This is a genomic window from Paraburkholderia sp. Ac-20347 (assembly GCF_017104805.1).
Taxonomy (GTDB): Bacteria; Pseudomonadota; Gammaproteobacteria; order Burkholderiales; family Burkholderiaceae; genus Paraburkholderia; species Paraburkholderia tropica.
This window is the reverse complement of the sequence record NZ_JAAGPN010000088.1, coordinates 1-12,339: the sequence shown is the minus strand read 5'-3', so window position 1 is coordinate 12,339 and position 12,339 is coordinate 1. Positions and strand designations below refer to the sequence as shown.

Annotated in this window: 11 protein-coding genes; 3 read left to right on the top strand and 8 right to left on the bottom strand. The window is 66.3% G+C overall.

Annotated elements, in window-relative coordinates; all coding sequences use genetic code 11:
• Positions 1-2: 2 nt before the first annotated feature.
• The 5 genes from G3N97_RS18015 to ilvD form a co-directional block, all read right to left on the bottom strand.
• Complete coding sequence (locus G3N97_RS18015) at positions 3-887, bottom strand: helix-turn-helix transcriptional regulator (RefSeq protein WP_205994460.1); 885 nt, start codon at positions 885-887, stop codon at positions 3-5.
• Between the two features lie 37 nt (positions 888-924).
• Entirely contained in the window at positions 925-1,482 is a 558-nt protein-coding gene (locus tag G3N97_RS18010) for a carboxymuconolactone decarboxylase family protein (protein ID WP_205994459.1), read from the bottom strand.
• A 113-nt stretch (positions 1,483-1,595) separates the two neighbouring features.
• Complete coding sequence (locus G3N97_RS18005; protein WP_205994458.1) at positions 1,596-2,504, bottom strand: haloalkane dehalogenase; 909 nt, start codon at positions 2,502-2,504, stop codon at positions 1,596-1,598.
• Complete coding sequence (locus tag G3N97_RS18000) at positions 2,501-3,091, bottom strand: TetR/AcrR family transcriptional regulator (RefSeq protein WP_205994457.1); 591 nt, start codon at positions 3,089-3,091, stop codon at positions 2,501-2,503. Before G3N97_RS18000 ends, G3N97_RS18005 begins: the two co-directional genes overlap by 4 nt.
• Positions 3,092-3,289: 198 nt before the next feature.
• Positions 3,290-5,149: a dihydroxy-acid dehydratase gene (gene ilvD, locus G3N97_RS17995; protein WP_065063926.1), complete on the bottom strand. Its 1,860-nt coding sequence runs from the start codon at positions 5,147-5,149 to the stop codon at positions 3,290-3,292.
• A gap of 371 nt (positions 5,150-5,520) precedes the next feature.
• Between ilvD and G3N97_RS17990 the strand changes: the two genes are divergently transcribed.
• Positions 5,521-6,738, top strand: a complete 1,218-nt coding sequence (locus G3N97_RS17990; protein WP_181440969.1) for an SfnB family sulfur acquisition oxidoreductase — start codon at positions 5,521-5,523, stop codon at positions 6,736-6,738.
• 353 nt (positions 6,739-7,091) lie between these two features.
• Positions 7,092-7,472, top strand: a complete 381-nt coding sequence (locus G3N97_RS17985; RefSeq protein ID WP_205994456.1) for a hypothetical protein — start codon at positions 7,092-7,094, stop codon at positions 7,470-7,472.
• 51 nt (positions 7,473-7,523) lie between these two features.
• Here the strand turns inward: G3N97_RS17985 and G3N97_RS17980 are convergent, their stop codons facing one another.
• The 3 genes from G3N97_RS17980 to G3N97_RS17970 all read right to left on the bottom strand — a co-directional run bounded on the left by G3N97_RS17980 (position 7,524) and on the right by G3N97_RS17970 (position 11,769).
• Positions 7,524-8,999 carry an APC family permease gene (locus G3N97_RS17980; protein ID WP_205994455.1) on the bottom strand — a complete coding sequence of 492 codons (1,476 nt, stop codon included), beginning with the start codon at positions 8,997-8,999 and terminating at the stop codon, positions 7,524-7,526.
• A gap of 89 nt (positions 9,000-9,088) precedes the next feature.
• The gene (locus tag G3N97_RS17975; RefSeq protein WP_205994454.1) at positions 9,089-10,522 is read right to left on the bottom strand and encodes an LLM class flavin-dependent oxidoreductase; all 1,434 of its coding nucleotides are present in this window, start codon (positions 10,520-10,522) and stop codon (positions 9,089-9,091) included.
• 5 nt (positions 10,523-10,527) lie between these two features.
• Positions 10,528-11,769: an acyl-CoA dehydrogenase family protein gene (locus tag G3N97_RS17970; RefSeq protein WP_205994473.1), complete on the bottom strand. Its 1,242-nt coding sequence runs from the start codon at positions 11,767-11,769 to the stop codon at positions 10,528-10,530.
• 317 nt (positions 11,770-12,086) lie between these two features.
• Between G3N97_RS17970 and G3N97_RS40175 the strand changes: the two genes are divergently transcribed.
• Positions 12,087-12,339, top strand: a 253-nt coding sequence (locus G3N97_RS40175; protein WP_205994453.1) for an ATP-binding cassette domain-containing protein, incomplete at its 3' end; no start/stop codon positions are given.

Below are 12,339 nucleotides of genomic sequence, written 5' to 3'. Positions count from 1 at the left end.
CTTCAGTGCGCCTGCGCGTCGCTCGATTGACCGGAACGCGCCGCGTGTTGCGCGAGCAGCCGCGCGTGGCGCGCTTCCGTCGCTTCGTCCACGGGGAACAGGCACTCGACGCGCAACTCCTGCGCGGCCACATGCTGCGGCGTGCCGAGCGTGCTCACCAGCGAGAAATAGCGCAGCACCTCGCCCGCGTGTTTCAGACCGATCGGCACCATTGGCAGATCCGGCGCGGCTAGGCGCGCAGGCGGGCTGTTCCAGTCGCGCGGCACGTCCGGATACGCGAGCAGTTCGTCGAGCAGCCGCTGCGTGCCGCCGTCGATCACGTGTCCCACGGCCTCGCGATGCACGCGTTGCAGCAGGCTGCGCGCGACGCGCTCCCAGTCGTCCACATGCGGGCGCAGTCCGTGCGGATCGAACATCAGATGCAGCATGTTGCGCGGCCCCGTGCGCGCGGCCATGTCGATGAAACAGCCGAACACGCGCGGCGCGGCGTCGTTCGTCATCAGCACGTTCCAGTGTCGGTCCATGACGATGGCGGGAAACGGTTCGTGCTGACGCAGCACGCGTTCGAGCGCGCGCGTCACGCCCTGCATGGCCTCGGCGTTCCACGGCGCTTCCGGATAGAGCGGCGCGTAGCCCGCCGCGAGCAGCAGCGCGTTGCGTTCGCGCAGCGGCACGTCGAGCGTTTGCGCGAGCGTGAGCAGCGTGTCGCGGCCCGGCACGCTGCGTCCGCTTTCGATGAAGCTGATCTGCCGCTGCGAGATGCCCGCGTCGAGCGAGAGATCGAGCTGGCTCACGCCCCGTGCGTCGCGCCAGTAGCGCAGCAGTGCGCCGAGTGGCGTACCGGTTTCGCGCGGCGAGCCGGACGCATCGGGACGGGTGGCGTTCATCGTGTTCCCCAGAGTGAGACGAACGAATATAGCCGGTTCAGCGCGTATTCGTCCGCCAAATGACGGCCTCGAATGGCGCTTCGAGCGGCGGCTGCGTGACGCTGCCCGTGTAGTTCGTGATCGTCGACGCGGCCACGACGGCGATGACTTCGAGCACCTGTTCCGCGCGGAAGCCGGCGTCGAAAAAGCGTTGCTGATCGGCGTCGTCGATGCGGCCGCGCCGTTCGATGAGCGTGCGCGCAAGTTGCGAAAGCGCGGCCAGATTGCGGTCGGCGGGCAGCGCGCCGTCGCGCATGGCATCGACATCGGCGCGCGTGACGCCGGCTTCCAGCGCGAGCGCCGAATGAAAGGCGACGGCCCATTCGCAGGCGTTCGTGACCGCGTTGGTCAACAGCAGCGTCTGGATTTGCAGCTCGCTCAAACTGCTCGCATGCACGCGCTGAAACAGGCCGATGAAGCCGTTGATCAGCACGGGCGAAGCGGCCATCGTGCCGGCGATGTTGGGAATCCGGCCGAATGCCTGTTGCAGTTGCGTGAGCACGGGGCGCGAGGCCTCGGGGGCGGTGTCGAGCGTGAGGACGGGATAGCGGGACATGATGGCTCCTGGCTGTCGGGGTTTGGCGGCGCCATCCACCGTGGATGACGCGACAGCCCAAGCGTAGTGGCGCGTGCGCGGCGCGCCAATTACATGCGATGTAATCACCCGCGTCATGAATGCGTGTTTTGCACGCTTTGTGCGTTTATGCCGAGTTCGATCAGCCATTCGCGCACCGTGTTGCCGATGGTCTCGGGATGATCCTCCTGCAGATAATGAATGCCTTCGCCGAGCGGCACGACGCGGCAATGCTGGAGTTGCTGCGCGAAGCGCGCGGCCACGTTGGGCGAAACGAGCGCGCCGGGCGTCGCGGTAAACAACAGCTTCGGATAACGCGATTGCGCGAGCGCGCGATGCGCGTTTTCGAGCGTGGCGTAGACATCGGCAGGCTCGCCCGCGATCGGCAATTCGTTCGGAAAACGCCATATCGGCAGCCGCGAAGCCGCAGTGGGAAAGGGCGCGCGATACACGGCCATTTCTTCGTCGCTCAACGTGCGCACCGTGGCGCCCGGCAGCACCTGTTCGATGAACGCGTTCTGTTCGAGGATCAATGTTTCACCGACGCCCGGCGTTCTGAATGCCTGAAACAATTCGCGCGCATCGGCATGGAATTCGGCCCAGTCGGGCATTGGCCACGTGAATTCCATGAAGGCGAGTCCGCGCACGAAATCGGGCCGACGTGCCGCGAGTTCGAATGCCAGCGCCGTGCCCCAATCCTGCGCGACGAGATACGCCGAGTCGATCCCGAGTTCGTCGATAAATGATTCGATATACTGAATATGATCGAAAAAACGATAAGCGATATTGGGCTTGCCGGACTGCCCGAAGCCGATCAGATCCGGCGCGATGCAGTGCGCGACCGGCGCGACGAGCGGCAGAATATGTCGCCAGATATACGACGAAGTGGGATTGCCGTGAAAGAACAGCACGACAGGCGCGGACGGATCGCCGCTTTCCCGATAAGACATATAGGAATCCAAAACATTTTGCTTGTGCAAATCGATATCGAAAGGGATAGTCATCGCAATTCCTTGAAAACGGTTTGAAACACAATGCGTTTGAAACGTTCGAGCGCGGCGGGACCGCGTTCGACCTTCATGCGCAGAATCGCGCCTTCCCACGAGGCGAGCAGGAATTCCGCCAGTTCAACGGGCGTAAATGCCGGGTCGATTTCCCCGGCGGCTTGCGCCTCGCCGATACACGCGGCGAACGGCTCGCGCCATGCGTGAAAGATGTTTTGCAGACGCTCGCGCAGCACCTCGCTTTGCCGCGCCGTTTCCGCGCTGAAGTCGCCGATCAGACAGCCGCGCTGCCAGTGCTCGGCGGCCAGCACGTCGCTGATGATGTCGAGATAACGCGTGAGGCGTTGGCGCGGCGTGAGCGTGCCGTCGCCGAGCGCCTGCTTCACGAGTGCCTGCGTGTGGGCGAAGTAGCGTTCGAGCACCTCGCACGCGAACGCCTCTTTCGAGCGAAAGTGGTTCGTAAACGAACCGTGCGGCGCGCCCGCTGCAGCGCAGATGTCGCGCACACTCGCGCCTTCGTAACCGGCGCGCAGCATCACCTGGAGTCCGGCGTCGAGGATCTCTTCGCGATAGGAGGGTTTGCTCATGGCCTCAATACAGTCGTGCGTATTGATGGAATATAGACGCGCTCAGGCGAGCGTCAAGGTCGATATTTCAGGGTCGAAAGCGCAGGAAGGAAACGCGAAAAGCGCGAAATCGCGAAATCGAAAGCGCCGAGGCATAAAAAAAGCCGCTCCGAAGAGCGGCTTTTTCATCAGCAAACGATCCACGAAGGATCGGCGAGCTTAGTCTTCGAGTTGCGAAAGGTCGCGCACGGCGCCCTTGTCGGCGGACATCACGAGCTTGGCGTAGGCCTTGAGCGCGGCCGAAACCTTGCGCGGACGCGGCAGCACCGGCTTCCAGCCCTTCGCGTTCTGCTCTTCGCGGCGGCGCGCGAGTTCCTCGTCGGACACCAGCACGTCGATCGTGCGGTTCGGGATGTCGATGCGGATCTTGTCGCCGTCGCGCACGAGGCCGATCGCGCCGCCCGCTGCCGCTTCCGGCGAGCAGTGGCCGATCGAGAGGCCCGAGGTGCCGCCCGAGAAGCGGCCGTCGGTCAGCAGCGCGCAGGCCTTGCCCAGACCCTTCGACTTGATGTAGCTGGTCGGGTAGAGCATTTCCTGCATGCCGGGGCCGCCCTTCGGGCCTTCGTAGCGCACGATCACCACGTCGCCGGCCTTGACCTTGTCGGCGAGGATGTTCGCGACCGCTTCGTCCTGCGATTCGGTCACGTGCGCCGTGCCTTCGAACACGAGGATGCTGTCGTCCACGCCCGCGGTCTTCACCACGCAGCCGTCGAGCGCGATGTTGCCGGTCAGCACGGCGAGGCCGCCTTCCTTCGAGAACGCGTGCTCGTACGAGCGGATGCAGCCTTCGGCGCGATCGGTGTCGAGGCTCGGCCAGCGCGTGTTCTGGCTGAACGCGACCTGCGAGGGCACGCCCGCCGGACCCGCCATGTAGAACGTCTTCACGGCTGCGTCGTCGGTGCGCACGATGTCCCACTGGTCGAGCGCGTGCTTGAGCGAGGGCGCGTGCACGGTCGGCACGTCGGTGTGCAGCTTGCCGGCGCGGTCGAGTTCGCCGAGGATCGCCATGATGCCGCCCGCGCGATGCACGTCTTCGATGTGGTACTTGTTCGTGTTCGGCGCAACCTTGCAGAGCTGCGGCACGATGCGCGAGAGGCGGTCGATGTCGCGCATCGTGAACTCGATGCCCGCTTCCTGCGCGATCGCCAGCAAGTGCAGGATCGTGTTGGTCGAGCCGCCCATGGCGATGTCGAGCGTCATGGCGTTCTCGAAGGCCTTGAAGCCCACCGAGCGCGGCAGCACGCGTTCGTCTTCCTCTTCGTAGTACTGGCGCGCCAGTTCGACGATGCGGTGACCTGCGCGCTTGAAGAGCTGTTCGCGGTCCGCGTGCGTGGCGACCACCGTGCCGTTGCCCGGCAGCGAGAGGCCCAGCGCTTCGGTCAGGCAGTTCATCGAGTTGGCCGTGAACATGCCCGAGCACGAACCGCAGGTCGGGCACGCCGAGCGTTCGACTTCGGCCACTTCGGCGTCGCTGTACTTGGTGTCGGCGGCGATCACCATCGCGTCGATCAGGTCCAGCTTCTTGACTTCGATGGCCTTCGTGACGGGGTTCGCGAGGCGCGTCTTGCCCGCTTCCATCGGGCCGCCCGACACGAAGATCACGGGGATGTTCAGGCGCATGGCGGCCATCAGCATGCCCGGGGTGATCTTGTCGCAGTTCGAGATGCAGACCATGGCGTCGGCGCAGTGCGCGTTGACCATGTACTCGACCGAGTCGGCGATGATGTCGCGGCTCGGCAGCGAGTAGAGCATGCCGTCGTGGCCCATCGCGATGCCGTCGTCGACCGCGATGGTGTTGAATTCCTTGGCGACGCCTCCGGCGGCCTCGATCTCGCGCGCGACGAGCTGGCCCAGATCCTTCAGGTGCACGTGGCCGGGCACGAACTGGGTGAACGAGTTGACCACCGCGATGATCGGCTTCTGGAAGTCTTCGTCTTTCATGCCGGTGGCGCGCCACAGGGAGCGCGCCCCCGCCATGTTGCGGCCGGCGGTGGAGGTTTTGGAACGGTATGCGGGCATCGTGGGTGCTATGAAAAGGTCGAAAAGGTCGCAGGAAAACAGCGGGCCACGGGAATAAAGGCCCTTCGCGCGCCCGTGCGGACAACCTTTTGAGCTGCGCTTTGGGCAAACTCAGCGATTATCCCACACCCGCAGCAGGGCCGCCCGGCCCGCCTGCCGGGGCGTTTTGCGGGGCCGCCGCCTGCTTTCCGGCTGATTTGTTCCTGGTTTGCCGCCCGCTGGCCGCTCGTGCCGGAAAACGGATTAGTCCCGCGCGGAATATCGATGTGCCAATCGCTCGGTTGGGCCGCGCCGGGCGCGCTGCTAGATTGGCTGCGCATGCCTTGCGTATGCCTTCCTTCAACGATCGATCTCATCACGCGGAGCCCTCCATGGCAGAGACCGGAGACCAGGCCGCGCGCACGACCGCGCGCGTCATCGCCGACGACAACGAAGCGCTCGACGCCGCGCGCGAACTGGCCGTGCGCCTCGCCGAAGGCGCCGCGCAGCGCGACCGCGAGCGGCGGCTGCCGCGCGAGGAAATCGAGTGGTATTCGCAGTCGGGCCTGTGGGGCATCACGGTGCCGAAGGCCTACGGCGGCGCGGGCGTCTCGTTCGTCACGCTGACCGAGGTCTTCAAGCTGATTTCGGCCGCCGATTCGTCGCTCGGACAGTTGCCGCAAAACCATTTCGGTCTCGTCGATGTGATCGCGCTCACGGGCACCGAGGAGCAAAAGCGCTTTTTCTTCGGCGAGGTGCTGGCGGGCAAGCGCTTCGGCAACGGCTTCTCCGAAAAAGGGACGAAACACGTGCTCGACCTGAAGACGCGCGTGCTGCGCGACGGCGACGACTACGTGGTCAACGGCACGAAGTTCTATTCGACGGGCGCGCTGTTCGCGCATTACGTGCCGGTGCTCGGCCTCGATGCGGATGGGCGCGGCTGGCTCGCGTGGATCCCGCAGGGCACGCCGGGCCTCGCGATCACCGACGACTGGTCCGGCTTCGGCCAGCGCACCACGGCGAGCGGCACGATCACGCTGGACAACGTCCGCGTGAGCGCCTCGCACGTGTTCCCGGCGCACCGCGTGTCCGATTTGCCGACGCTGAACGGCCCGGTTTCGCAGATCCTCCAGGCGGCGATCGACGCGGGCATCGCACGCGCCGCCGTCGACGACACGCTGACCTTCGTGCGCGAGCGCGCGCGTCCGTGGGTCGACAGCGGCGTCGAACGCGCCAGCGAGGATCCGCTGACGCTGCGCGAAATCGGTCATCTGCATATTCAGTTGCATGCGGCCGAAGCGCTGCTGGAGCGCGCCGCGAGGCTGTTCGACGCGATCGCCGCGCAGGACGCGATCAGCGAGGACGACGTCGCGCGCGCCTCGGTCGCCGTGGGCGAGGCGAAGGTGCTGACCACCGAGGCCGCGCTGCTGGCGGGCGAAAAGCTGTTCGAGCTGTCGGGCACGCAGTCGACGCTGGCCGCGCACAATCTCGACCGCCACTGGCGCAACGCGCGCACGCACACGCTGCACGATCCGGTGCGCTGGAAGTATCACCTCGTCGGCAATTACTATCTGAACGGGAAAAAGCCCGCGCGGCATGCGTGGAATTGAGCGGCGCGTGGGAAGGATGAGCGCGCTGTAGTCAAGCGGACGTCAGTCCCGCGACAACGGCACACGCGGACGGCATGACCGTCGCGTGTGCCGTTTTCTTTTGGGTATTGGCAAAGCCGCCGACGCCGTATTCCCGGGTTTTCCCGGGAAAGGCGGCCCAGGGCGATTTCCCGCCGTGGCGGTAGAATGGGGGTGCCCCAATATTGCCTGACGCCCCTTTTCAGCGGCTGCGGCCGAGATCCGGCCCGCGCGATTGCCGTTGAAACCCGGCCGCCGGCGCCCATTTATTCGTCGTGAATTCGCGTATTCCTGACCCCCTCCCACCCGCGTGGCCGTTTCCGCCGAGCCGCGATGTGTCTGGCCGAACCTTCGGCCAGCTCGTCGCGCTGCGCTATCGCGGCGCGGACGTGTGGCTCTGGCGTTGCCGCTGCGGCGGCCACGTGAGCGCGCGGCTCGATGCGGTGGAGAGCGGCGAGACGCGCGATTGCGGCTGCCGCGAGCAGCGCCAGATCTGGCGCTCGCGCCCGGGCTCGCCGTCGCTGAAGGGCGGCGAGGTGTTCGGCCAGTTGACGACCGAGCGCTACGCGGGCGACGGCGTCTGGGTGTGCCGCTGCGAATGCGGCAACGAAGTCACGGTCAGCGCCGGGCGCCTGCGTCTCGGTCAGGCGCGCTCGTGCGGACGCTGCACGGGCGTATCGGGCGTATCGGGCCAATCCGGCTCGTCAGGCGCTTGAACTAGCGCCGGGCGCTCAACCTGAGCGCCCGAAAAAAACCGCTAGCCGATTTCAGGCCGCCGACACGCCGCGTGCATCGGCGAGCGTTGCGGCTGCTTCGCGCGGCGCATCCGCATCGGCGAATTCCGCTTCGATATCGCGCAGCCGATGCGGCGCGAGCACCCGCAACGCCAGAAACCACCCGAGCCCCGCCGCGAGCAGCGCTCCGAACACATAGGGCAGCACCGCATACACGCCCGGCGCGGCCGGATAGATGCTGCCGACGAACGGAATGCCGATCAGCACGATGGCCGCCGCGCTGATCGCCACATGGCGCGCCTTGAGTTCGCCGCGACGGCGCAGGAAGCAGGGCGCGGCGACCGCCACGATCACGTAGGTCAGCAGAAAGCCGAACGTGGCGACCGTGCTCAGATAGCCGTAGGCGTCGAACAGCGACGTGCCCGCGAACTGGAACGTCACCGCCACGATCAGCGACAGCACCACGAGCAGCGTGACCGCGACGTGCGGCGTGGCGTTGCCCGCGTGCGCGCGGCCCGTCGCGGCGTGCAGCAGGCCCTGGCGCGCGAAGGTGTAGAGCAGTCGCGCGGCGGCGTTGATCGACGAGAAGAACGCGGCGAAGAAACTCAGCGCCACGCCCGCGTCGATCAGCACGCCGAGCGCGCCCAGATGGATGCCGTGCGCGACCGCCGAAAGCGGCGCGCTTGCCTGGTCGAGCGGCGTGGCCGCGCCCTGGAACAGCGCGACAAGCCCGTACGAAGCGGCGAGAAACAGCGCCGCCGGGCCGAGAATGCTGACGATCACGGCGCGCGGAATCAGGCGGAACGGCTCGCGCGCTTCCGCGCCGAGCGCCGTCACGCTCTCGAAGCCCGTGAAGCTGAAAAAGGCGAGCACCATGCCGAGCCGCAACTGATCGGGCTTCACGGCGGTCAGCGCGAGCTGATGCGTATCGACCCAGCGATGTTGCGCGAACAGCGCCGCGACGATCACGAACAGGATCAGCGCCACGGTGCTCAGCTCGATCCACAGCGTGGTGCGCGTCGAGAGCCGGATATCGCGCCACGTGATGAACCACGCGCCCAGCGTCACGAACACGGTGATCCCGACCGTGACCGCGAGCCCCGCGCCCGAGGCCACGCCGATATCCTTGAACAGCACGACGATCTCGTTGACGGTGCCTTGCAGAATGCCCGCCGCGCCCACGCCATACGCGATCAGCAGCGACCAGCCCGCGACCGCGCCCCAGATCGGCCCGAGGCCGCGCGCGGCATAGGTGTAGAGCGCGCCGGGCGAGGCCGTGCGCCTGGCGAACTGCGTGATGCTCCAGGAGGCGAACAGCAGGCCCACGGTGGCGAACAGATAGGCGAGCCAGGTGCCGTTGCCCGCGGTGGCGAACACCGCCGGGATCAGGAGGCCCGCGCCGCCCGCCGCGCCGACGAGTCCAATCGATTGTGCAATTAATTCGGATAGCGAAAGATAGCCGCGACGCAAGGTGCCGTCGCGCGCCGACGTGGCCGCGAGTTCAGTCATGGGTGAGATCCGGTGTGTGGGGTGTATCGGAATGAGGCGCGCCCGGCGGGAATGGCGCGGGCGCGCCTGGTTTCGTGGATGCGGACAGGTCAGGCCGTGACTTCGTTCTGCACGCTGGCGTCGGCGGCGTTGGCAGACCGTTCGGCGGCTTCGCGCTTCACGCGCTCGATGTCGCGATACTGCGCGGCGGGATGATCGTCCGGCAGACGCGCCTGCGCGCCGAACAATTTCTCGCGCAGCGTGCCGGGCGCATAGGCGCGCGGATACACGCCGCGCCGTTGCAACTCCGGCACGAGATGCTCGACCACGTCCTCGAAGGTTTCGTGCGCGACCGCGTAGGCGAGATTGAAACCGTCGACGTCGGTGGCCTCGACCCATTGCTGGAGAATGTCGGCGACCGTGGACGGCGAGCCCACGAACACGGGGCCGAGTCCGCCGACGCCGCCCCAGCGCGCGAGTTCCTCGATGGTCCACGCCTTGTCGCCGCCCGCGAGATGCTCGACGGCGGACACGATCGCATTGGTTTCCACGCGCTTGACAGTGTCGGTCGGCAGATACTGGCCGAAGTCGATGCCGGTCCAGCCCGACATGAACACGAGCGAGCCGTCATACGACACGTGCCGCTGATACGCCTCGAACTTCGCCTGCGCCTTGGCGTCCGTTTCGTCGACGATCACGGTCACGAGGTTGTAGATCCGCAACTGGCGCGGATCGCGGCCCGCGAGCGCGGCCTGACGGCGCACGTCAGCCACGTAGTCGCGCAGCAGCGTCTGCGTGGGCGCGGCCACGAATACGCATTCCGCGTGTTCGGCGGCGAAGCGCTTGCCGGGACCCGACGCGCCCGCCTGAAACAGCACCGGCGTGCGTTGCGGCGACGGCTCGCACAGGTGATAACCTGGTACTTCGAAGTATTTTCCCTTGTGCCCGATTTCGTGCACGCGCTCCGGATGCGTGAACACACGGTTCTCGCGGTCGCGCACCACGGCGCCGTCTTCCCAACTGCCTTCGAAGAGCTTGTAGAGCACTTCGAGATATTCGGCTGCGACCGCATAACGGTCGTTGTGATCGCGCAGGCCGAGCTGGCCCACATTCTTCGCGCCGCTTTCGAGGTAGGACGTCACCACGTTCCAGGCGAGCCGACCCTTGGTGTGATGATCGGCCGTGGACAGCCGGCGCGCGAATGTGTACGGATGCTCGAAACTCGTCGACGCCGTAATGCCGATGCCCAGATGCTCCGTCACCATCGCAATGGGCGCGGCGAGCTGCAGCGGATCGTTGACGGGAATCTGCGCGGCCTGATGCAGCGCGTGATAATTGCCGCCCTTGTAGACGTCGTAATAGCCGATCACGTCGGCGATAAAGATCGCATCGAATATGCCGCGCTCGAGAATCTTCGCGAGATCGGTCCAGTATTCGAGGTCCTTGTATTGCCACGAGCGGTCGCGCGGATGCGTCCACAGTCCCGGCGACTGGTGGCCCACGCAGTTCATTTCGAAGGCGTTCAGGCGGATGGTTTTACTCATGACGTTCACTTGCTCCCACGGCCCGGACCGTTGCCGATCTGCCAGACGAAGGGCGGCTCGGTGCCGTTGATGGCCCAGTCGCCGACGATGCGCGCCTTGTAGACGAGCGGATTGTGCGACGACACCGTGCGCGCATTGCGCCAGTGCCGGTCGAGCGCGAGGCGCGTGCTGGTGGCCGACGCGCCGAGCGCGTCGAACAGATGCGTGGCCGCGCGCAGCGCGAAGTCCGACGCCGTGAGCTGGCTTTGCGCGGAGGCGATTTCGGCTTCGACATTGGCGGCGTGCTCGGCCGCGTCGTCGTCGCCGAAGCGCGCCTCGTAGGCGCGCTGCGCGGGCTCGGCGGCCTGCAGCGCGACGGCGCGCGCGGCATACGCCCACGCAGCGATCTCGCCGACCACCTGCTGGATCTGCGCGTCCTCGCTCACGTGCGGCGCGTTGCCGTGGCTGTAGACGCGCTTGCGCGTGCGCACGAGTTCGGCGGCGTCGCGCTGCACGGCTTCGGCGATGCCCGCGAGCGTCGCCACGTGAAAGAGCTGGTAGAACGCGGTCTGATACTTGAAGCGGCGCGCGAAGTCGATCACGTTGCGCGGCTCGACCACGGCGTCGTTGAAGCGCGTGGTGCCGCTGCCGGTGGTGGTCTGGCCGAAGCCGTCCCAGTCGTCCTCGCGCACCACGCCGGGCTGATGCGTGCTGACGGCGGCGATCACGTCGCTGCCGTCAGCTTCGCGCTGCGCGTAGACGTCGATCCAGTCGGCGTAGATCGTGCCCGTGCTGTAGTACTTCGCGCCGTTCACGACGAAGCGGCCGTCGCGTTGCGAAACTTTGGTCTGCACCTGGCCGACGGCCACTTCGCCGACTTCGGACCACGCGCTGCCCACGATCTGTCCGCTGGCGAAGCGGTCGAACCACGCGCGCTGGTCGGCGTCGGGCGGCACGTTGAGCCAGTCCTCGACGAAGGCGAAATGCGCGCGCAGCGCTTGCGGCAGATTCGAATCGGCGGCGGCGAGTTCGATCAGCAACTGGAACAGCTGCGGAATCGACGCGCCCGCGCCGCCGTCGCGCACGGGCAGTCGCACCGCGCCGAAACCGGCGTCCTTTAGCGCGGCGATGGCCTCGTGCGGCAGGATGCGTTCGCGGTCGCGTTCGGCCGCGCCGCGCGCGATCTCGGCGAAGATCGGGCGAAAGCGCGCGGCGAGCGTTTCATAGTCGGTGCCGGTGGAGAGCGTGGCGTCGTGAGGGTGCTGAATGGGAGCGGATCGCGGTGTCGTCATTGTGTGTTCCTCCGTGTTTCTCCATCGGGCCGCGGCCTCGAATGGCGTGAAGGGCCAGTATAGAAATGCGTGTCGCGGCGCTCCAATAACGGATTCTCGAATCGATATCGGCTGCGCGCATTTGTGCTGAATGCATCGCGTCATAACGGAGAAAAGCGCGTAAAAACAGAGGTGGCGGCGTGCGGCCGCCTTATCGGCGCTGGGCGGATCAATATGAGCATCGCTTCGTTGGGCCGGCCTGCGCGTCTCGCTACGATGACGCCATCCCTTGCCCGCGAGACCGATACGCCCGTATGTCCGCTCTCCTATCTTCCGCGCCGATTTTTTCCGCTCGCGCCATCGACAAGCGCTTCGGCGCGACCGTCGCGCTTTCGCATCTGGACTTTTCGATCGGCGCGGGCGAAGTGGTCGCGCTGATGGGCGCGAACGGCGCGGGCAAGACCACGACGATGAAGGCCATCACCGGTCTGAAGCCGTACGCGTCGGGCGACATCGAGTACATGGGCCAGTCGATCAAGGGCGTGCCCGCGTATGAACTGCTCAAGC